General features: G+C 55.5%; 20 protein-coding genes. 6 read left to right on the plus strand and 14 right to left on the minus strand.

What is annotated here, in order from left to right; translation table 11 throughout:
• Positions 1-235: 235 nt before the first annotated feature.
• From KXU80_RS17730 to KXU80_RS17740, 3 genes are read right to left on the minus strand one after another with little or no spacing between them, the layout of a single operon-like run.
• Positions 236-985: an amino acid ABC transporter ATP-binding protein gene (locus KXU80_RS17730; protein ID WP_219834544.1), complete on the minus strand. Its 750-nt coding sequence runs from the start codon at positions 983-985 to the stop codon at positions 236-238.
• A gap of 15 nt (positions 986-1,000) precedes the next feature.
• On the minus strand, positions 1,001-1,678 hold the full coding sequence (locus KXU80_RS17735; protein WP_219834545.1) for an amino acid ABC transporter permease: 678 nt from the start codon (positions 1,676-1,678) through the stop codon (positions 1,001-1,003).
• Between the two features lie 25 nt (positions 1,679-1,703).
• Complete coding sequence (locus KXU80_RS17740; RefSeq protein ID WP_219834546.1) at positions 1,704-2,543, minus strand: amino acid ABC transporter substrate-binding protein; 840 nt, start codon at positions 2,541-2,543, stop codon at positions 1,704-1,706.
• Positions 2,544-2,683: 140 nt separating this feature from the next.
• On the opposite strand from KXU80_RS17740, the gene KXU80_RS17745 reads away from it, so the two are divergent.
• Entirely contained in the window at positions 2,684-3,916 is a 1,233-nt protein-coding gene (locus tag KXU80_RS17745; protein WP_219834547.1) for a multidrug effflux MFS transporter, read from the plus strand.
• Positions 3,917-4,127: 211 nt separating this feature from the next.
• The gene (locus tag KXU80_RS17750) at positions 4,128-4,553 is read left to right on the plus strand and encodes a VOC family protein (RefSeq protein WP_219834548.1); all 426 of its coding nucleotides are present in this window, start codon (positions 4,128-4,130) and stop codon (positions 4,551-4,553) included.
• Positions 4,554-4,653: 100 nt separating this feature from the next.
• Here KXU80_RS17750 and KXU80_RS17755 read toward each other — a convergent pair whose 3' ends face one another.
• From KXU80_RS17755 to KXU80_RS17785, 7 genes are all read right to left on the minus strand, one after another.
• Positions 4,654-5,487: a sulfite exporter TauE/SafE family protein gene (locus KXU80_RS17755; protein WP_258171049.1), complete on the minus strand. Its 834-nt coding sequence runs from the start codon at positions 5,485-5,487 to the stop codon at positions 4,654-4,656.
• A gap of 237 nt (positions 5,488-5,724) precedes the next feature.
• Positions 5,725-6,036: a hypothetical protein gene (locus tag KXU80_RS17760; RefSeq protein ID WP_219834549.1), complete on the minus strand. Its 312-nt coding sequence runs from the start codon at positions 6,034-6,036 to the stop codon at positions 5,725-5,727.
• Positions 6,037-6,257: 221 nt separating this feature from the next.
• Positions 6,258-7,139 (minus strand): ROK family protein, encoded by an 882-nt coding sequence (locus tag KXU80_RS17765; protein ID WP_219834550.1) that lies wholly within the window; start codon positions 7,137-7,139, stop codon positions 6,258-6,260.
• Between the two features lie 108 nt (positions 7,140-7,247).
• Positions 7,248-8,720: a glycoside hydrolase family 32 protein gene (locus KXU80_RS17770; protein ID WP_219834551.1), complete on the minus strand. Its 1,473-nt coding sequence runs from the start codon at positions 8,718-8,720 to the stop codon at positions 7,248-7,250.
• Between the two features lie 75 nt (positions 8,721-8,795).
• On the minus strand, positions 8,796-10,418 hold the full coding sequence (locus KXU80_RS17775; protein WP_219834552.1) for an ABC transporter substrate-binding protein: 1,623 nt from the start codon (positions 10,416-10,418) through the stop codon (positions 8,796-8,798).
• Between the two features lie 48 nt (positions 10,419-10,466).
• The gene (locus KXU80_RS17780; RefSeq protein WP_219834553.1) at positions 10,467-11,348 is read right to left on the minus strand and encodes a carbohydrate ABC transporter permease; all 882 of its coding nucleotides are present in this window, start codon (positions 11,346-11,348) and stop codon (positions 10,467-10,469) included.
• 17 nt (positions 11,349-11,365) lie between these two features.
• Entirely contained in the window at positions 11,366-12,271 is a 906-nt protein-coding gene (locus tag KXU80_RS17785) for an ABC transporter permease (protein ID WP_219834554.1), read from the minus strand.
• Between the two features lie 525 nt (positions 12,272-12,796).
• Here KXU80_RS17785 and KXU80_RS17790 point away from each other — a divergent pair.
• The gene (locus KXU80_RS17790) at positions 12,797-13,864 is read left to right on the plus strand and encodes a LacI family DNA-binding transcriptional regulator (protein ID WP_219834555.1); all 1,068 of its coding nucleotides are present in this window, start codon (positions 12,797-12,799) and stop codon (positions 13,862-13,864) included.
• Positions 13,865-14,096: 232 nt separating this feature from the next.
• On the opposite strand, the gene KXU80_RS17795 is transcribed toward KXU80_RS17790, so the two are convergent.
• The 3 genes from KXU80_RS17795 to KXU80_RS17805 all read right to left on the minus strand — a co-directional run bounded on the left by KXU80_RS17795 (position 14,097) and on the right by KXU80_RS17805 (position 16,209).
• Positions 14,097-14,375 carry a hypothetical protein gene (locus tag KXU80_RS17795; RefSeq protein WP_219834556.1) on the minus strand — a complete coding sequence of 93 codons (279 nt, stop codon included), beginning with the start codon at positions 14,373-14,375 and terminating at the stop codon, positions 14,097-14,099.
• Positions 14,376-14,447: 72 nt separating this feature from the next.
• Positions 14,448-15,425: a quinone oxidoreductase family protein gene (locus KXU80_RS17800; RefSeq protein WP_219834557.1), complete on the minus strand. Its 978-nt coding sequence runs from the start codon at positions 15,423-15,425 to the stop codon at positions 14,448-14,450.
• A 223-nt stretch (positions 15,426-15,648) separates the two neighbouring features.
• Positions 15,649-16,209: a glutathione peroxidase gene (locus tag KXU80_RS17805; protein ID WP_219834558.1), complete on the minus strand. Its 561-nt coding sequence runs from the start codon at positions 16,207-16,209 to the stop codon at positions 15,649-15,651.
• Positions 16,210-16,503: 294 nt separating this feature from the next.
• Here KXU80_RS17805 and KXU80_RS17810 point away from each other — a divergent pair, with 294 nt between their 5' ends.
• Both KXU80_RS17810 and KXU80_RS17815 read left to right on the plus strand, forming a co-directional pair.
• Positions 16,504-17,169: a futalosine hydrolase gene (locus KXU80_RS17810; protein ID WP_219834559.1), complete on the plus strand. Its 666-nt coding sequence runs from the start codon at positions 16,504-16,506 to the stop codon at positions 17,167-17,169.
• Entirely contained in the window at positions 17,169-18,002 is an 834-nt protein-coding gene (locus tag KXU80_RS17815; protein WP_219834560.1) for a 1,4-dihydroxy-6-naphtoate synthase, read from the plus strand. Before KXU80_RS17810 ends, KXU80_RS17815 begins: the two co-directional genes overlap by 1 nt.
• A 77-nt stretch (positions 18,003-18,079) precedes the next feature.
• Here KXU80_RS17815 and KXU80_RS17820 read toward each other — a convergent pair whose 3' ends face one another.
• Complete coding sequence (locus tag KXU80_RS17820) at positions 18,080-18,913, minus strand: MBL fold metallo-hydrolase (RefSeq protein ID WP_219834561.1); 834 nt, start codon at positions 18,911-18,913, stop codon at positions 18,080-18,082.
• A 214-nt stretch (positions 18,914-19,127) separates the two neighbouring features.
• Here KXU80_RS17820 and KXU80_RS17825 point away from each other — a divergent pair, with 214 nt between their 5' ends.
• Complete coding sequence (locus KXU80_RS17825; protein WP_219834562.1) at positions 19,128-20,051, plus strand: NAD(P)/FAD-dependent oxidoreductase; 924 nt, start codon at positions 19,128-19,130, stop codon at positions 20,049-20,051.
• The last annotated feature ends 18 nt before the right edge of the window (positions 20,052-20,069 follow it).

Here is a 20,069-nt window from a genome sequence, read left to right on the forward strand (position 1 = left end):
GAATTATGCCGTTCCCCCATTCTAATGCTTCGACGCGATTCAGGAAAGCGCAATCATAATTCCATAATCACCGGAGCAGGCGGGTGCGTCATGCGAGCGACAGCAAGAGGAAGGCTCGTGGATGCGGCGCAGCTCGCACGAAAAGCCGCAAACCAAGGGGTTTGCGGCTTTTCGATCTACGCTGGATATTGGTTGTTGTTTGCGGACGGAAATGCCGCCCCTCACGGCGCTCCAATCAGCTCCGATCCATGATCATCGACAGAAACTGGCGCGTCCGCTCCTCGCGCGGCTGGCCGAACAGCTGCTCCGGCGGGCCCTGCTCCACGATAACGCCGCCGTCCACAAGCACGACATGGTCGGCCACCTCTCTGGCGAATTTCATCTCATGTGTCACGATCATCATCGTCCTGCCTTCTTCCGCCAGCTCGCGAATGACCTTCAGCACCTCGCGAACAAGCTCAGGGTCAAGCGCCGAGGTCGGCTCGTCGAAGAGCAGCAGCTCGGGGTCGATCGACATCGCCCTTGCAATGCCGACCCGCTGCTGCTGCCCGCCGGAGAGCTGATGCGGGTAGGCGCCCGCCTTGTCGGCGAGTCCTACCTTGTCCAGCAGCTGAAGCGCCCTCGCGCGCGCCTCCTCCTTCGGCTTGCGGCGCACCGTAACTTGGCCTTCCATCACATTCTGCAGCGCCGTGAAATGCGGAAACAGATGATACGCCTGAAACACCATGCCGGATTGCCGGCGCAGCGCAAGCACGTCGGAAGCACGCGGCTTCACGCCCGGCTGGAACTCCATTCGGGTTCGGCCAATTGCAATGGCGCCCGAGGTCGGCACCTCCAGCGCATTCACGCAGCGCAGCAGCGTCGATTTGCCGGAGCCTGACGGTCCGATGATGACGAGCACGCTTCCTTTCTCAAGCGTAAGATCAATACCGCGGAGGACGACGGAGGTACCGAAGGACTTGGTAAGCTGGCGAATTTCAATCAAGACGGCAGGTCCTCCCTACACGGTGGAATAGCGTTCAAAATACTTCTCCAGCTGCCGCTGCAGCGCCGAAAGGACGGTGCAAAACAGCAGATAAATCAGCGCGACCTCGCAATAGATCAGCAGCGGCTCGTAGACGGCAGCCGAAATTTGCTGCCCCTTCTGAAACAGCTCGGTGAACGTCACACTCGCCGCCAGCGACGTATCCTTCACGAGCGAGATGAACGAGTTCGACAGCGGCGGCACGGATACTCGGGCAGCTTGCGGCAGAATGATCCGGCGCAGTGCCTGCAGCCTCGTCTGTCCGAGCGAGAAAGCCGCCTCCCACTGGCCTTTCGGGATGGAGATAATGGCTGCGCGGATGATTTCCGACCCGTACGCACCGACGCTGAGCGTGAACCCGATAACCGCCGCGGGAAACGCATCGATCGTAATGCCGATGCTCGGCAGCCCATAGAATATAATAAACAACTGAACCAGCAGCGGCGTGCCGCGGATGATCCACACATAGAACCGCGCCAGCTCCGACAGCGCGCGGAATTCCGACAGCCGCGCAAGTGCGGTTCCCGTCGCCAGCAGCAGGCCAAGCGCGAAGGAGATCAGGGTAAGCGGCACAGTAAACGCTACTCCAGCATGCAGAAGAGGCATGAACGAATCGGCGAAAATATGCAGCAGTCGCTCTGTTCGTTCGCTCATTAAGACCAACCGCCTTTAGCGCGCATTACTTCGAGACGTCCTCGCCGAAATATTTCTTCGAAATGGTCAGATACGTGCCGTCGGCCTTCATGTCAGTCAGCGCTTTGTTCGCCGCGGCGACGAGCTCGGGATTGCCCTTGTGGAAAAGGAGACCGCTTGGGGATGCATCGTTCGTCTCCGCAACCACCTTAATTGGCACATCGGGCCGCTGCTTTTTCAAATCCAGGAAAGACAGCTTATCGTTAATCGTTGCATCGATCCGGCCCGAGGTAAGCAGGTCGATCGCTTGGTTGAAGCCCTCGATCTGAACGATCTGCGCGCCGTTTGCTTTGGCGATGTCGGCAAGGTTGCTGGTCAGCGATTGGCCGGATTTTTTCCCTTTGAGATCCGCGAGGCTCTTGATCGTCGTATTGTCCTTCTGCACGATGAGAACGGATTTCGAGACGATGTACGGATCGGAGAAATCATACTTCGCCTTCCGGTCGTCGCGAATCGTGACCTCATTAGCAACCATATCGAAGCGCTTCGCGTCCAGCCCCGCCAGCATGCCATCCCATTTGGTTTCAATGAATTTCGCTTTAATGCCGATTCGTTTGGCCACTTCTTCCGCTATTTCCACATCGAAGCCCGTCAGCTTGCCGTCCTTGCCGTGAAACGTGAACGGGGCATAGGTGCCTTCCGTGCCGACCGTAATTTCGCCGTTCGCTTTGACGGTTTCCAATAAATTGCTTGGCGCTGTAGTCCCCGCCCCGGTGTCATTGCTGGTATTATTAGTGTTATCGCCTTTCTTCCCGCAGGCTGTGCCCGCCAGCAGCATCGCTGCCGTGACCGACGCCAAGCACAAGCTGCTCCATCGTCTGTTCATGACCATCCCTCCTTAAACTAGGAGATAGTATGCCAGACTTTCCCTTGTATTATCCCGGCCTGCTTCAGAACATTGGATTGTGCAGCAGCCCGTCGCCTGACTTCCTTGCTTACTACGGAATGTGAAAGGAATTACCTGCAATGAACGAATCTCACGCATCTTCTTCTACACCCCAACCCAAACGACTATGGGCCGCGACGGTGCTTGGCGCGCTCAGCGCCTTCGGCCCGCTGTCGCTCGATATGTATTTGCCGGCGCTGCCGGGGCTCGCGGACGATCTGCATACCAGCACGTCGCTTGCACAGCTCAGCCTGACCGCCTGCCTGATCGGACTTGCGCTTGGGCAGCTTTTTGCCGGTCCCATCAGCGATGTACGGGGGCGCCGCAAGCCGCTCTTAATCGGCTTAATCCTTTACACGGTGTCTTCGCTGCTGTGCGCCTTAGCCCCTTCCATCGGCACCTTCATCGTGCTGCGCCTGGTCCAGGGCCTCGCGGGCTCGGCGGGCATCGTTATCGCAAGAGCCGTCGCGCGCGATCTGTACAATGGAACGGAGCTGACGGCCTTCTTCTCCCTGCTCATGCTGGTGAACGGCATCGCGCCCATCGCCGCGCCCATTGCGGGCGGACAGCTGCTGCAGGTGACAAGCTGGCACGGCGTATTCCTGGTTCTAACCGGCGTCGGAATTGTCATGTTCGCCGTCGTTCTGCTCGGATTGCCGGAGACCCTGCCGCCGGAACGGCGTTCCAAAGGCGGCATCGGCAATACGCTGGGGACGTTCCGCGGCCTGATGGCCGACCGGGCGTTCATGGGCTACGCGCTGGCGCAGGGCTTCGTCATGGCAGCCATGTTCGCCTATATTTCCGGCTCGCCGTTCGTGCTCCAAGAGGTGTACGGCGTCTCGCCGCAGCTGTTCAGCCTCTGCTTCGCCATTAACGGCCTGGGCATTATAGCGGCAAGTCAGATCGCAGGCCGTCTGGCCGTGCGTGTCAGTGAAACGAAGCTGCTGGCCGCCGGGCTCGGACTCGCGGCCGCCGGCGGCGGCATGCTCCTCGTTATGCTGCTGGCGCATGCGCCGCTGCTGCTCGTGCTCATCCCGCTGTTCTTCGTGGTCGCAAGCGTAGGGATCGTCACGACGATCGGATTCTCGCTCGCGATGCGCAAGCAGGGCAAAGCCGCAGGCAGCGCCTCCGCGCTTCAAGGGCTGCTGTCGCTTATGTTCGGCTCCATCGTGGCACCGTTCGTCGGCATCGCCGGCAGCGATACCGCCGTTCCGATGGGACTGATAATCGCGGCGCTCGAGATCGCCGCAGTCGTGCTCTACGCCCTGCTCGTCGGCCGCGCCCCCAAGGAAATGTCCGATCAGTCGTACTAGGTTGTACGAATAAGGTTCCAGGCTCGCGGGCAGAATGAGCTGCAGGTTTTGCCCCGCGGCCGAATCATTCGCAAGCCAAATCTCCTGCGGAGTTTTTCTCCCTCTATTGCGAACATATGTTCTATACGATATACTGTGTTTGCGGCACACTTGAATAAGGCTGCCGTATGTAAACACCCCTACCCTATGAATTCAAAGGAGATGTTCGTTTATGCCGCTTCGTCTAACCCCTTACTTCGTAATGGAAGGCAATGCACAGGAAGCTATTGATTTCTATGTGAACGTTCTTGGCGCCGTACCTTTGTTTAAACAAACCTTCGGTGAAATGCCGGCCAATCCCGATTTCCCGCTGCCGGATTCGGCGAAAGACAGAATCGGACACGCCATGATCAAAATCGGCGAATCGGATCTGATGTTCTCGGATACGTTCCCGGGTCAGCCGCTGCAGAAGGGCAGCCAAGTAACGGTATGCATCTCGATGAACGATGCCGAGCAGGCACATCGCATCTTCCATGCGCTGGCAGATGGCGGAGAAGTGTCCATGCCGATTCAAGAGACTCATTTCAGCCCTGCATACGGCAGCGTAACGGATAAATTCGGTATCCCATTCCAAATTTTCACCGAAGGCAGCATGTAGCGCTCCGCCTTCCTTGCTTATGCGGGAACAACAGAAGGCTCCGCTGCCGCTTCGGCATGCAGAGCCTTCTTGATTATACTTGGCCGAACCGCAACTATAGCTAAGTAATGACCATCCGCAGCGCGAATAACAGCAGCGCCCCGCACATAATGCGAATCAGGAGCACGCTGCCGATCCGTCGGGATATGCGCGCACCCAGCCAGCCGCCAATAAGCGCGCCCGGCGCAAGCGACAGCACGAGCAGCCAGTCCCACTCGCCGCGGTAGAGGTGCATGCCGCTGCCGAAGAGCGCCGAGATGAAGATAACCGCCATCGATGTTGCCGATGCGATATGCGGAGGAAACCGGAAGAGCAGCATCATCGCCGGAATGAGCAGTACGCCGCCGCCGATACCGAGCAAGCCGGCAATCAACCCCACAAGCCCGCCGATGAGCAGCGCGGGAAATGCATTATATCCATATTCTTGCTGCACCCCCGCCTCATCGGTAAATGTCCTCGTATACCGCCATTTGCCCTGATACGGCTTAATCCGGCTGCGCAGCAGCAGCAGCACGACCATGAAGAGCATGAAATAACCGAACGCCCTGCGAAACACGTCAGGGTTGAACAGCGAGGTTAGACTGGCTCCGAGCATGGACATCGGTCCGCTGGAGATGGAGAAGAACAATGCGCTTCGCAGATCGGCCTTGCCTTCCCGAACGAATGTAAGCGTCGAGGTGAGGGAGGTGAAGACGAGCACGCCGAGCGACACGCCGACCGCCAGTGTAGTGTCAATCTTCATGCCGAGCATGGACGGGCCGAGCAGTAGCAGCGCCGGCACAAGAATAACGCCGCCGCCTAAGCCCACGATTGCGCCGAATGTCGAAGCGAATAAACCGAGCACGAATAAGACCAATAATGTGGGGAGGTCCCACGTCATCACGGCTGGAAACACAGCTGCACCTCTTGTCGTATGTAGATGAAATCACGTCGAACCGAATTCCGGCCGCACATGTCTCATTATAGCGAACCGTTGCATGCATTACACTTGTATCATGGGAGATTCCACCTATTTCGCAGCAGTCAGGGACGCTTCACATCAGCCTCCTGCTCCAACGAAAATAAGAGCCTCCCCGCGTCCTCATCAGACATCGGGAAAGCCCTTACCGCTTCATACGTATGATTGCATTCATTATTCCGTTTCGCCTTCTGCTGCTTCTTCAGCAGCCTCCTCGACTTCCTCCGCTGCGTCAGCTTCTTCAGCTGCCTCTTCGGACTCGTCGGATGATTGGGATGCTTCCTCTTCGGCTTCCTCCGCAGTTTCTTCCGATGCTTCTGCTTCTTCAGCAGCTTCTTCGGATTCTTCGGATTCTTCCGTTTCTTGAGATGCTTCCGCCGCTTCTTCAGCAGCTTCTTCGCTTGCTGCAGCTACTTCTTCAGCTGCTTCAAGCTCGTCCGAAATGACTTCGGCACTTACTTCTACAATCTCTTCCTCGTGGCTCATGGTACTCACCTCCTAGGCTGTCATTACCATAATTGTAGCGCTTTCATAAAAGTAAACAAGAGTGTAAAATGTCGCTTTTTGGAAATTCCCAACTTTATTTTTCGACTTCCCTAAGAAGCGTCATAACCTGCTGCAAAGCGACAAAAAGCCGCCTTGGGACACCCGTTCCGAAAGTGGTCCGAGCCCTTCAAGGCGACTGCCCTTCTTCAATAGCACTCTATTCAAGCACCCCGGTTCAGCGCTGTCAGACCAAGGGCAAGCGCGCCGCATAATCCAGCGTTGCCGCCCAAGTCAGGCGGAACGATGTACTCCTCGATATGATCCTGAATCGCTGCCGCGCTAACATAGCCGCCGAGATTCTTGCGCACAGCATCCCGGATGAGCGGAAACAACTGCGTCTGCTGCATGACACCGCCGCCCAGAATGATCCTTTTCGGCGACAACGTCAATATGGTCCCCGTCAAGGCCTGCGCAATATAGAACGCTTCGAACACCCATGCCCGGTGTTCGGGCACGAGCTCGCTGCCCCTCGTCTTCCACCGCGCCTCCAGCGCCGGACCGGCCGCCATGCCCTCCAGACAATCGCCATGATACGGACAATTGCCCGCAAAATCATCCTCCGGATGCCTTCTGGTCAATACGTGCCCGCCCTCCGGATGCACCAGCCCATGAACCAGCTTTCCTTCCGCATATACGCCTACACCGATGCCGGTGCCGATGGTATAATACGCGCAGCTGTCCAGCCCGCGCGCAGCTCCCCACGTGGCCTCGCCGAGTGCTGCGGCGTTGACATCCGTGTCCCAGCCGCAGGGTACAGCTAGGCTCCGCTTTACCATTCCCAAGAAGTCATACTCCGCCCAGCCAGCCTTCGGGGTCGTTGTTACATAGCCGTAGGACAAACTGGACGGATTCATGTCGATGGGACCGAAAGAGCCGATGCCGACGGCTTCCACGCCTTGATCCCGAAAGAACGCGATAACTTGTTTCAACGTCGCTTCGGGCTGTTCCGTCGGGAAGCTCGCTCGCGCTTCGATCACGCCCTCTTCATTGCCGATTCCGCAGACGAATTTCGTACCGCCTGCCTCGATTGCGCCAATGCGCATAATGGGTTCCTCCTGTCAGTGCCGTCAGCATTCGCACATACAATCAGACTGCCTGTTATGGCAGGCAGTCTGATGATTCAAGCGGAATAGCGGCGCTTTATATTCTCGTTATTTCGCGGATGAGAGCGCATAGATTTCCAGTGTATGCAAGACTGCATTCCCGGCCCCAGCGAAGAGCTCCAGCCCCTGCGCACCGGGATCAGGAAAGATCAAATCGGTTATGACGGCCTGCCCATCACCGGCAAACACTTCAACGGAGGAACGATCCACGTACACCCGCAATTGCACCCGGCCGTCAACCGGCTCCAGCTTCACGCTATGCCGCCCCGCAAAAACCGCATGAAAATCAACTTGACCTGAGCACGTACGGTCAATGAACAGCTCACCGAGCTCCAGGTCATACCCAATCACCGTTTCCTGCTCATCCGACACGCGCACCTTGACGCCGAACGGACCGCCGGAAGCGGTATCGAAATCAATGATCCACTCGTAACTATCCAGCTGCAGGCCGGTTACCAGCTCCCGAGCTTCCTGCAGCGTCGTTTCCCTGACGGACGCCACGACTTTCCTAGCCTGCTCCATTTCGCGCGCGGGACGCTGAACAAGCGTCACTGCTCCGCCACGGGTTTCAAGCGACAGCTCTCTTGGAATCGTCATCGCGCTCCGCCAGCCGTCGGTCGGCGTCAGATTGGCATACTTCCAGTTGCTCATCCAACCGAGATAAAGACGACGGCCGTCTTCCGCCGGAATATCCGACCAGCTGACGCCGGCATAATTGTCCCTGCCGTAGTCCAGCCAGCGCATCACCTCGGAGTCTTCGTCGCTTACGAACGTACTGCCATCGAAATCACCCGTGAAATACTGGGTTCTAGAGCCCTCGACATAGGCTGGGCTGTCACCGATGCTGACGAGCATGACCCACTTGGTCTTCGCTGCATCGCCGTCGACGGACAGCGGGAACAGATCCGGGCATTCCCAGACGCCGCCGTGGAACCCGATGCCGGTCCCGAATTCGCTCGCGAACCTCCAGTCTCTCAAGTTGGGCGAATTATAGATGCTGATGGTTTGGCCGGACGCAAGAATCATCGTCCACTGCTGCGACGGCTCGTGCCAGAACACTTTCGGATCCCGAAAATCCACGTATTTCTCATGCTCAAGAACCGGGTTGCCCTCGTATTTGAGCCAGGTTTTCCCACTATCAGCACTGTAGGCCAAACTCTGTCGCTGCCTTGCATGCTCGGTTCCGGGAACCTGATCATGATGCGTGAAGATCGCCACAAGTCCGGGCTCTCCATCAAAAAAGCCCGACGTATCCTTCCAATCCACGACCGCGCTGCCGGAGAAAATCATCCCGTGCTCATCTGGATAGAGTGCGATCGGGCGATGCTCCCATGCTACCAGATCCTTACTGACCGCATGCCCCCAGTGCATCGGTCCCCACGTCGTCCCATCCGGGTGATGCTGATAGAAGAGATGGTATTCACCCTTGAAAAAAACCATGCCGTTCGGGTCGTTCATCCAATGGGATTGCGGCGTAAAATGATAGTCGGGGCGGAACTTTTGTTTCGCGTCTACGGTCATCTTCTCATTGCTCCTTTGTATAACAATGGGCTGTGCAATACTAAGGCACAGCACAGCCCGCCCTGTTACTTGCATTTATTTCAATGTGTTCCGGTCATAGCCCGTTTGCTTGATTTTGAGCCAGTCCTGCAGACCTAGACGATCCAGTTCCTTCATATAATCGGCCCATTCCTTGTCGGCCGTCCCTTTCTCGATCCACTCCGTACGCTTCCGCAGCACGTAAGGCATTAAATCCGTCTCGATAGCCGTGATGCGGTCCAATTCCTCTATCGAGAAGAACACGCGAGGATAAGTTTTCTCGGCTTTCATATCCGGCACGTACACTTTCTTCAAGATATCCATACGCCAAGCGGCATCGTCCGGCTTCGTCGTAACCGTACCATAGTAGGAATCCAGGATCGCGAGCGGTCCGCCGACGCTTGTTTTGCCTCTCAGCTCACCAGGAGCCGCCCCGTTAAGCGGCAAATGCTTCAGCATTTGTTTGGCTGCATCGAATTCGAATATGTTCTGCTGCTTGTCGTCTCCGTAAGTCCCCCAGTTATCCTGTACCGATTGCAGCGGCTCATAGAGCTGATCCATCCATTTGGCCGTTGCGTCCAAGTTTTCGTCCGCATTGGTGACAACCATTCTTCCCCGGTCGAAGCCCATACCGTTCGTACGGGTTACGTTTTTAATTCCTTCCGGGCCCGCAAGCGCAGGCATCGGCTCGAACTTGCTATCAAGCCCGGTCACATTGGCCTTATCCCATGTAAAGTACAGACCGTACACGTCTTCTTTGCCTTTGGCGACATACGTGTTCCAATCCTGCGTAACGAATTCGTTATCCAGTAAGCCTTCTTTATACAAGTCATGGATGTAGTTAACGGCTTTCTTATAGCCGTCGTCCGACGCCGCGAAACTCACCTTGCCGTCATCGCCGACGAGCGTTAGGTCCCAGTTGATGCCTCTGCCGAACGAACCGAACAAAAAGCCCAGATCTTCGTTGCCGCCGTTGCTGTTGATGAAGGACATCGGGATTTCGTCCGCCTTGCCGTTGCCGTTCGGATCCTTCGTTTTGAACGCGATCAGCACCTGCTTCAGCTCTTCCGTCGTCGTCGGCATCTGTAAGCCCAGCTTGTCGAGCCAGCCCTTGTTGATCCAAGGGATGTTATTCACCTCATGAATGCTTTCTTTGTCCGAGCCCAGCTCCTCGATCCAAGGAATCGAATAGATATGTCCGTCAGGAGCCGTCATCATCGCTTTGTACTGCGGCTTCAGCTCCAGCACTTTCTGTAAATTCGGCATTTTCGCAACGAGATCGTCAAGCGGGATGATCGTGCCGTCCTTGGCCAGCTTCAACAGATCGTAGTCGCTCATGCCGGCATCGAAGATCGCATCCGGCAGATCGCCGGAAGCAAGCGCCAGGTTCTTCTTCTCCGCGAAAACATCATTCGTATAGTTCGTCCAATCGATATGAATGCCGGTCTTCTCTTCCATGCGTTTAAAAACAAGCTTCTCATTCGGGTCCGTCGGGGCGAGCGGGGAACTCTGCGTCATGAACTTCAGCGTGACTTTCTTCGCATCCGTTGATTCTCCGTTCGCATTCGCGCCGTGCGAGTTTCCGCCTGCATTGTTGCCCGACGAGCTGCCGCAGCCCGTCACGACCAGAAATGCTGCTAACGAGAGGCCAAACACTGTCTTCTTGTAAATGTTATTCATACTTAACCCTCCTCTGTGATCTGCATGCTCTATATGCCAATCGATCCGCTATTTCAACGAACCGACCATGACACCTTTCTCGAAATACTTCTGGAAGAACGGGTACATCACCAGCAGCGGAAGACTCGAAATCACGATCGATGCGTATTTGATAATCTCGGATAATCGCTTGAGTTCGGCCACCTGCGCCCTGTCCGTAATCATTTCCGGACTTACCTGGTTTTGGATCAGGATGGATCTTAGCACCAACTGAAGCGGGAACAGCTTGGCATTTTCCAGATAAATCATGGCATCGAAGAAGGAATTCCACTGTCCTACGAATGCATACAGCCCCAAGACGAACATGATCGGTTTGGACAACGGGAGCACGATATTGAAGAAAATGCGCAGCTCCGATGCACCGTCCATCTTCGCCGCCTCGCTGAGTTCCTTCGGAATGCCTTTGAAGAAGGTTCGGGCCAATATGATGTTCCACACGTTCACGGCCCCGGGGATGATGACAGCCCAAACGGTGTTAAGCATGTGCAGGTGCTTGATTACGAGGAAGGTCGGAATCAGGCCCCCACCGAAAAACATCGTGATGACAAAGACCGTCATGAAAAATTTATGGCCGACGAACCCTTCCACAGATAGCGGAAAGCCGGCAAAGACCGAAATGGCGACCGTAACGAAGGCAAAGGCCGCGGAGTAGAACAACGCATTTCCAAAGCCCCGAAGCATGGCTGCATTGGAGAGAATGAGCTTGTACCCATCCACGCTGTAATCGGACAGGTTGAATGAAATGCCTTTGTTTAGCAGGGCCGTCGGCTCCATGAATGAAGCCATGACGACATAGATCAACGGAACAGCGACGAGCAGCACACCAAGCGTCAGCAAGATGTTGTTGAGAACAAGAATGAACCGGTCTAAACGGGTGTGTTTGAATTGCATAATGCAGCTCCCTTCATCTAGTAGAGGCCCTCTCCTTCGTTTAATTTCTTCACGACGAAGTTCACGAAGACGAGCAAAATGACATTAATGACGGAATTGAACAAGCCGATCGCCGCGGAATACGAGTAGTCGCCCGATTTCAATCCCACCTTGTACACGTAAGTCGGCAGGATTTCCGAAGTCGTCACATTCAGAGCCGTTTGCATCAGGAATGCCTTCTCGAAGCCGATTGCCATAATGCCGCCGGCCGAGAGAATGAACACGATTGCCATGACCGGCTTGATCGTAGGCAAATCGATTTTCCGGATCCGCTGCAGCAGGCTGGCCCCGTCGATCGTGGCAGCGTTATGAAGCTCAGGATCGACACCCGCCAGCGCGGCTACGTAAATAATCGATGCCCAGCCCGCTCCCTGCCAAATGCCTGATAAAATATAAATGGGACGAAAATAGCCCGGCTCCGACATGAAATTGACTGGATGCCCGGAGAAAAAAATGATGAGCTTGTTAATAGGTCCGGTCGGAGACAGGAAGATGAACACCATCCCTACAATAACCAAGACGGATATGAAGTTGGGCGCATACAGCATCAACTGGATGTTCTTCTTCGCGCCGACTTTGCGCAGCTGATTCAACATAAGCGCTAACAGAATCGGCACCGGGAAGCCCAAGATCAAACCGTAAATACTCAACTTCAACGTGTTTAAGAAAATCAATTCAAAGTTCGGGGCATATAGAAACTTCGAGAAATACTTGAACCCGACCCAGTCGCTGCCCATGATCCCTTTCCTATAGCTGAAATCTTTGAATGCGATAATAACGCCGTACATAGGGAGGTATTTGAACACAATCGTCAGAACGAAAGCCGGCGCCATAAGCAGATATAGAAAACGATTTTTTTTGATGTAATCCAAGTTTTTTTTCATTATTCGTTGGCTCCTCAATGCTCCTTTTTCACTTGAAATGAATGATACCAAGTGCTGACCCCCAGTCTGAAATGACGAAAGATTATTTTTTACATATGCACCATTCTGTAAATGCTTTCATTTTCTTTCGCCTTTACAATTTATCAAGCGGGTGCATATAAAGTCAATACTTTTGTAAAAATAAATTTGGTCTTTTGAACACATGTTGTTTGCATTATTTTGAATGAAATATTAATTTTTGCATATATTCTCGTATAATTACGGTTTCCTCTCAAAAAATAAGAAAAAATACGGCACTTTATCGATCGCTATCTGTGACATTAAATTTACAAAACCTAGCTGATTCTTTACTTTTGTAAACTAAGAAAATTCGAGTTACAATGCAATAACGAATTGTTCATTTGTAAATGTAAAATTGACATTTTTCAAGTGCTGATATACATTGTTTGTAATCTTATACATTCTAATCACAGCTGCGTTAAACACAGATCTACGACCTCGTAACCGGTAAAGGGTGAAACTTCGATGACCAAAGAAAAAGTAACGATACAAAATATCGCGGATGCCCTCGGTATCTCGAGAAACACCGCATCCAAAGCATTGAACGACAATGGCAACCTGCCCGCAGAGACACGAAACAGGGTCATTCAAAAAGCAATCGAGCTAAAATACAAGCAGTTCGCCTACGTCGAATCCCAACACATGGTTAGTAAAACGACAGGCAATATCGCGCTCTTCACGTGTAATATGCCTAACAATTCGCACTTCGGGTCCTCGCTGCTCAGTGGGCTTGAGGAAAAAATCAGCTCCGAAGGCTATAATCTATCGATCCATATCATCCGCGAATCTGAAACCGCTGCTTTGATGCTCCCTATGAATTTCGAGCCCTCGAAAGTGGATGGCATCATTTGTATCGAGATGTTTGACAAGGCTTACAGTGAAATGATCGGCGGCTTAGGTATTCCGGCCATCTTTATCGATTCCTCCGCCGACATTCTCTTCTCAGAGCTGCAAGCGGACATCATTCTCATGGAAAACGAACACAGCGTGTATACCATTGTCAAGAAGCTTGTCGAGAGCGGACACAAACGGATCGGTTTCGCGGGCGATTACAATCACTGCCGAAGCTTCAATGAGCGATGGATCGGTTATAACCGCGCCTTGATTGAATCCGGCCTTCATTGCGATCTCTCCGTCTGCATCGTGGACAAGGACAAGAACTTCTTCTCCGAGCCCGACTGGGTTGATAAGCAACTGGAGCGCATGGCGGTGCTGCCTTCTGCCTTCATATGCGCCAATGATTTCATTGCCGTCGGCATTTTACCTGCACTCAAGAACAGAAACATCCGCATTCCGGAGGATATAGTCGTCACCGGTTTCGATGATGCCACCGAATCGCGAATCGTGGACCCGCAACTAACAACTGTCCATATTCACAACAAGGACATGGGCATTATCACCGCCGAAATACTATTGTCCCGCATTAAGACGCCATCCAAACCGTACCAAATCACGCATGTCAAAACCGATCCGATATTCAGGCCATCCACCGGAAGCCTGGGCAAATCGGAACGGGTTCAAAGCACGACATAATCAGCGGGAAAACATGCGACCGGCTTCTCCCCTACCGAGTGGATCTTGGGGGAGGAAATAAAGAAGAACAGAAGAGGAGCTTTCCCTGGTCATGGAACATGACTTGGGAAGAGCTCCTCTTTCACGCGATTAAGCGCCAATGTATGCCTATGCACCCCGTAATAACAGCAAAAGGACAGCATCATCCGCTGCCCTTTGTTATCACGCTGTGGATTTAACACAATCGTTTTGTTTAGTCGATATAGCCGGCGATGCCTTTGTCCATCAGGTAATCCATTTCCGCATCCAAAATCGCTTCTACGGTCAGCTCGTCCGATTTAAGACCCGGGCGGCCCAAAATGTAGTCCACCAGCTCGTCGCTGTCGATATTCACTTCGCCGTTCTTGTCTTCCTTCGCGTTATTGATGAACGACTGCTCATGCCCCAGCACCTGCTCGATCAGCTTCGGATCCGCTTTTGTTTGGCCGGCAATATGCTTCACCAGCTCGATCATATTGATTTGCTCGCTCACGTCCTGATGCCCCCTGTTCGTTAGTTATGGTAGTGCCTATTGTAACACAGCGGCGGCATCGTTCTCAAAAGCTTACGGAATGAGCAGCATCTTGCCCGTGCTCGACCGGCTCTCGATCCAGCGATGCGCGTCGGCGCCTTCCGCAAGCGGGAACAGCTTCGGATCTTCCAATGAAATCCGTCCGCTGCGAATCGCCTCGAACAGCTCACCCGAACGCCGGATTCGTTCGACCGACGTCGTAACATGATTCCACAAATCCCCGCCGGTCAGCGTCTTGCTCGTATCCATCAGCATCCGCGGATCGACCAGAGGCGGATCTCCGCCCGCCATGCCGAAGAAAACGACCGTGCCGCGTGTACGAACCGCACGGAAGCTGTCCATTAAAGTCGCTCCCACGGCGTCGTAAGCGGCATCGAAGCCGGGCTCGCCGCCGCGTGAGGCCGACCAAGCCAGTGCCTCGTTCACCCAGTCGCCGTCATAGCGAAGCACCTCATCCGCCCCTGCCTTCAAGGCAGCGGCCCGCTTCGCCTCGCTGGACGTGAGTCCAAGAACCTCGGCGCCCTTCGCTTTGCACAGCTGAACGAGCAGCTGCCCGACCCCGCCGGCAGCGGCATGGACGAGCACCTTGTCGCCGGTCTTGACGGGATAGCTGTCGGTCGCCAGGTAATGGGCAGTCAGCCCTTGCAGCAGGACGGACGCCGCAGCTTCGAAGCTGATATCGTCCGGCAGCGGTATAACCCGGTCCGCGGGCACGACGACGAGCTCCGCATTGGCATGAGGCACATCCGCAAAGCCGATGCGGTCGCCAACCCGAACGCCGGTCACGTCCGGTGCCGTCTGCTCGACGATACCGGCTCCTTCATAGCCCAGTATATAGGGCGGCTCGCCGACCAAATGGTAATTGCCCTGCCGCCGGTAAACATCCGCGAAGTTCAGCCCAACGACCTGCATCCGCACAAGGACCGTACCTGGCGCGAGTACGGGATCCGGAACTTCTTGCAGCTGCAGCACTTCAGGTCCGCCGAATGTATGAAAAACAAGTGCTTTCATCGTTATGTACGACCACCTTCCTTATATGTCCTCCACTAGTTTGCCCTTGATCGGCGTAACTTTGCAAACAGAGTGACTGCGGGAGGCGTAGCGAAACCCTATACGCCCGGCCGTGATGTGGATCGACACAAGCTGTGCAAGTTCCAGGCGCGCAAAGATTCAAAAGAACGACACCTATCCATAAAAAGAGGTCCGGCCAAAGCCGAACCCGCCTGGAAAGCTATTATTTACCTGCGTTCAGCAGCGCCTCGATATCCTCTTTCATAGCGAGCGGTTCTACCGTCGACTCATAGCGTCCAACAACATTGCCTTCGCGGTCGATTAGGAATTTGGTGAAGTTCCATTTGATCGAGTCGTCGATCAGCCATTCCGGCAGCTTCTCGCTGAGGAAGGCATGCAGCATTTTGCCGCTTGGCTCGGAGGTATCGAATCCGCGGAAAGGCTGCGATTCCGTCAAATAGCGGAATACCTCGTTCGCGCTCTCGCCCCGAACGTCCGATTTCGCGAAGAGCGGGAAATTAACGCCATAATTGATTTGGCAGAAGCTTTGCACGTCGGAATCCGTGCCTGGCTCCTGCTCGCCGAATTGATTGGAAGGGAAGCCGAGAATTTGCAGCCCTTGGTCGCGGTAGCTCTCGTATAGCTTCTGCAAGTCTTCATACTGAGGCGTAAATCCGCATTTGCTGGCCGTGTTGACGATCAGCATTACGTCTCCCTTATAGTCGGACAGCGATTTCGTTTGGCCGTGGTTCGTTGTGGCTTGAAGGTCGTATAGTGTAGTCATGATGATTCCTCCTTATTGATTTTATTAAATTAAATTGTATAAAATATAAATGTACTTTACCAGCTCAACCACCCGGCGTCAACCGTTTTTGAAAACTGTCCGCAGGATTGTATGACATAAGCATGTTTTCTTTTACACCATATCGGCAGACGGAGGCTGTTTGGAGAGGTTGGATGTTGTCTTTCATTAAAGGGAAACACCTCGCCCACGTCGGCCCGGTTGAATGCGGGCGGCCGCAGAGGTAAAATGTGTGTAACTCACAGCAACGTCATTGTTTATAAAGGAGCTTGTGCAATGGGGAAAGAGGAGAATACAAACCGCGGGCGCGTCCTGATCGTTACTGCGGTGGCCGCGGAGCGCGATGCCGTGCTGCGCGGCTTGGGGGGCGACGAACGATTTCACGTCGTCGCCGCTGGCGTAGGGCCGGCGGCGGCGGCGGCCGGCACCGCCGCGGCGCTGGCCGCGGGCGGCTACCGGCTCGCGGTCAGCGCAGGCATCGCGGGCGGCTTCGCCGGTACAGCCGCCGTGGGCTCGCTTGTGGTGGCCGGCGAAATCATCGCCGCCGATCTGGGGGTCGAGACCCCGGACGGCTTCGCGAGCGTGGACGCGCTCGGGTTCGGCTCGTCCCGCATCGGGGTCGACGCCCGCCTCGCGGGCGCCTTGGCCGCGGGCATCGCCGCGGCCGGTCTGCCGGTGAGCACAGGTCCCGTGCTCACCGTAACGACCGCGACGGGAATGGCCGCAACCGCCGCGGAGCATGAACGGCGCGTGCCAGGCGCAGCGGCCGAAGCCATGGAGGGCTTCGGCGTAGCGACGGCCGCGCTGCAGTTTGGCCTACCCGCGCTGGAGCTGCGGGCGATTTCCAACGCGGTCGGACCGCGAGACAGAGATGCTTGGCGAATCGGCGATGCGCTGCAGGCGCTGGAACGTGCAAGCCGGATTTTGACGGAGGTGCTGTAATGAAAATTGCTTTCTCGCCATGCCCGAACGATACATTTGTTTTCCACGCCTTGGTTCATGGACAGGTGCCAGGCGCGCCTTCATTCGACGTGACCTACGCGGATATTGATATTACGAACAATTGGGCAGCAGCCAGGGAAGGGCCGGAGGTGCTCAAAATTTCTTTCGCTGCCCTGCCTTGGGTGCTGGACGACTACGCCCTGCTGCCTTGCGGCGGCGCACTCGGACGCGGCTGCGGCCCGCTCGTGCTGACGAAGAACGGCGCAGCCGACCCCGCTTCCCTGAGCGGTAAACGGGTAGCCGTGCCAAGCGAGCGTTCCACGGCTTATCTGCTCTTCCGCTTATGGGCGGCCCAGAACATTCCCGGCGGCAATCTCGACATCGTCGTCATGCCGTTTCATGAAATCATGCCCGCCGTCCGGGACGGCTCCATCGACGCCGGTCTCGTCATTCACGAAGCGCGGTTCACGTACCAGAACTACGGCCTGCACATGATGACGGACCTCGGCAGCTGGTGGGAATCCGACACCGGCCTTCCGATTCCGCTCGGCGCGATTATTGCCCGCCGCTCGCTCGATACCGCTTCGCTGACGGCCTGGATTCGCAGCTCCGTGGAATATGCATGGGCCAATCCGGAGGCGTCCGCCGCCTACGTCATGGAACACGCGCAGGAAATGTCGCCAACCGTAGCGAATCAGCATATTGCACTCTACGTCAACGAATTTTCCCGCAATCTAGGAGCGAGCGGTTACGCCGCAATCGAAGCGCTGCTTGGACGAGCGATGAAAGAAGGCTTCGTACCGGCTTTTGATATGGCTAAGCTTCGTTCATAATTCCATCTTCCGCACAAACAAAGCAGCCCCGGGTGATTATCCGGGGCTGCTTTTGCATCGTTGACGACGATTCAAGTTCACGATTTCGCGCGTAGCTCCCGCTCCATCAGCTCCTGATTTCCCTTATGGAACTTCCGCATGTTGCGGGGAAACCGGCAGCCGTCAATCAATGCGTCGATCGTCTCCTGGTCCCCGCTTCCCACCGCACCGCGCAGGGCAGCGATATATGCAAAATCAGCCGTCTGGCGCCGCTTCATCTCGCCGATATCCGCCGTCGAGCTGCCGTGGCCCGGGATGAGCCGCTTTACCTCATGCGCCGTCAGCATCGTATCCAGCTTGCCAATCGTTTCCTCGTACAGCGTGCTGCTGTGATAGATATACGGAAACTCAAGATCCGACCAGTAGTCGCCCGCCAGCAGCAGTCCAAGCGGTTCGACGACGGTAAATAGACCGTCATCGTTATGACCCGGCGAGAGGTAGAAGGTCAGCCGCAAATCGGTGCCAAGCTGCAGGAGCTGCCCGTCACGCTCCACGCGATGCGTAACTGCCGGATACGCAATCTCATAATTTCGCTCCAAGTAATAATCGTCGTCGAATGCCAGAATCTGCTCGACAATCTTCTGCTTCGCTGCCTCGCTCTTATCCGCGAACGCAGCCGAAGCGATCACTTCCGCATCCGGAAAAGCCCCGTATCCGATAATATGGTCAAAATCCGAGTGCGTGAACAGCACGTATTTGCGCTTCCCGTTCAGCGCCATATCGCCGGCATACCGGCGAATTTCCTCTACCTCATGCGGCAGCCAGCAGGGATCGACGATCAGCACGGCATCCTCCGTTTGGATGACCGTCGAGGTCGTTTTGTACAGCGCGCTCTCGAAGAGCGTCCATGCGCCTTTACGCAGTTTAATCATCGATTGATGCAGCCTCCGTTCATTGTTGCCATCACTTCTATTTCGCGAAAAGGCCGGCTTCTTCCTCCCCTTCGTGGTAGCTGCCCATAGGTTACCAAGTCCATGCCGACAATGCCGGAGCAACTTCGCAGCTCCTCTCGCACATAGAACATGGCGTTTCCGCCAAACTAAGGCAGAACGACCACGATCCCCGCTTAGCAAAGGAGTCCTGCTCATGCTAGACTGCATTATCGTTGGGGGCGGCCTTGCCGGCCTGCAGGCAGCGATTCAACTCGGACGTTATGCCAAGTATAAAGTGCTCGTCATCGATTCCGGAGACGGACGCTCCACGCTGTGCCGGAGCTATCGCAATTTGCTCGGATATCCGGACGGCGTCTCCGGCGAAGCCATCAGGCAGGCTGGTCTCAAGCAGCTTGGCACATACGGTATGGAGCAGAAGCCCGACACGATTCTTGAAGCCGCCAGCTTGCCAAACGGCGGCTTCGGCTTGCGAGGCAGCAGCGGCGCCTCCTATGAATCACGTACGCTGCTGCTCGCAACCGGCGTCATGGACAGGCTGCCCGGTTGGCCGGGTCTTCACCCCTGCCTAGGCTTGACCGTATACGTCTGTCCGGACTGCGACGGCTACGAGGTCAAGGACCGCCGAACGCTCGTGCTTGGCGCCGGCGATGTCGGCGCCCGCATGGCGCTTACCCTCCGTGCTTGGACGGACGAGCTGCTCTACCTAAACCAAGAGAGTGCGAAGCACCCCGTCAGTTCCGAGCTTACCGCACGATTGGCCGCAGCCGGGATTCGGCACCGGCAAGCAGACGTAACGGCCGTCAACGCTTCCATGGACGGTGTATTCCACGGTGTCCTGCTGCGGGATGGCTCGGAAATTACGGCCGAGCGCGCTTTCGTCGCCTTCGGCGGCAATGAGGTACGATCCCAGTTAGCCGCGCAGCTTGGCGCCCGACTTCACGAGAATCGGCATGTTTGGACCGACCCCCGTACCAAGATGACCAGCATCCCGCAGGTCTGGGCCGCCGGGGATATCGCGTTCCATTCCGAACAAGCGGTCATCGCCATGGGCGAAGGCGCCCAAGCCGCGATTTGGATGCATAAGGCGCTGACCGACATGGAAGAGAGACGGCCTTAACCGCCGTCTCTCTTCTTG

Origin of the sequence: Paenibacillus sp. R14(2021) (assembly GCF_019431355.1) — a bacterium.
Lineage (GTDB): Bacteria > Bacillota > Bacilli > Paenibacillales > Paenibacillaceae > Paenibacillus_Z.

Excerpts from the sequence above, each read along its gene's own strand:
- KXU80_RS17800 (WP_219834557.1), bottom strand. The coding sequence starts at position 15,425 with ATGAAAGCACTTGTTTTTCATACATTCGGCGGACCTGAAGTGCTGCAG.
- KXU80_RS17740 (WP_219834546.1), bottom strand. The coding sequence starts at position 2,543 with ATGAACAGACGATGGAGCAGCTTGTGCTTGGCGTCGGTCACGGCAGCG.
- KXU80_RS17770 (WP_219834551.1), bottom strand. The coding sequence starts at position 8,720 with ATGACCGTAGACGCGAAACAAAAGTTCCGCCCCGACTATCATTTTACG.
- KXU80_RS17765 (WP_219834550.1), bottom strand. The coding sequence starts at position 7,139 with ATGCGCATTGGCGCAATCGAGGCAGGCGGTACGAAATTCGTCTGCGGA.
- KXU80_RS17820 (WP_219834561.1), bottom strand. The coding sequence starts at position 18,913 with ATGATTAAACTGCGTAAAGGCGCATGGACGCTCTTCGAGAGCGCGCTG.
- KXU80_RS17825 (WP_219834562.1), top strand. The coding sequence starts at position 19,128 with ATGCTAGACTGCATTATCGTTGGGGGCGGCCTTGCCGGCCTGCAGGCA.
- KXU80_RS17735 (WP_219834545.1), bottom strand. The coding sequence starts at position 1,678 with ATGAGCGAACGAACAGAGCGACTGCTGCATATTTTCGCCGATTCGTTC.
- KXU80_RS17810 (WP_219834559.1), top strand. The coding sequence starts at position 16,504 with ATGGGGAAAGAGGAGAATACAAACCGCGGGCGCGTCCTGATCGTTACT.
- KXU80_RS17790 (WP_219834555.1), top strand. The coding sequence starts at position 12,797 with ATGACCAAAGAAAAAGTAACGATACAAAATATCGCGGATGCCCTCGGT.
- KXU80_RS17750 (WP_219834548.1), top strand. The coding sequence starts at position 4,128 with ATGCCGCTTCGTCTAACCCCTTACTTCGTAATGGAAGGCAATGCACAG.
- KXU80_RS17760 (WP_219834549.1), bottom strand. The coding sequence starts at position 6,036 with ATGAGCCACGAGGAAGAGATTGTAGAAGTAAGTGCCGAAGTCATTTCG.
- KXU80_RS17815 (WP_219834560.1), top strand. The coding sequence starts at position 17,169 with ATGAAAATTGCTTTCTCGCCATGCCCGAACGATACATTTGTTTTCCAC.
- KXU80_RS17785 (WP_219834554.1), bottom strand. The coding sequence starts at position 12,271 with ATGAAAAAAAACTTGGATTACATCAAAAAAAATCGTTTTCTATATCTG.
- KXU80_RS17780 (WP_219834553.1), bottom strand. The coding sequence starts at position 11,348 with ATGCAATTCAAACACACCCGTTTAGACCGGTTCATTCTTGTTCTCAAC.
- KXU80_RS17805 (WP_219834558.1), bottom strand. The coding sequence starts at position 16,209 with ATGACTACACTATACGACCTTCAAGCCACAACGAACCACGGCCAAACG.
- KXU80_RS17775 (WP_219834552.1), bottom strand. The coding sequence starts at position 10,418 with ATGAATAACATTTACAAGAAGACAGTGTTTGGCCTCTCGTTAGCAGCA.
- KXU80_RS17745 (WP_219834547.1), top strand. The coding sequence starts at position 2,684 with ATGAACGAATCTCACGCATCTTCTTCTACACCCCAACCCAAACGACTA.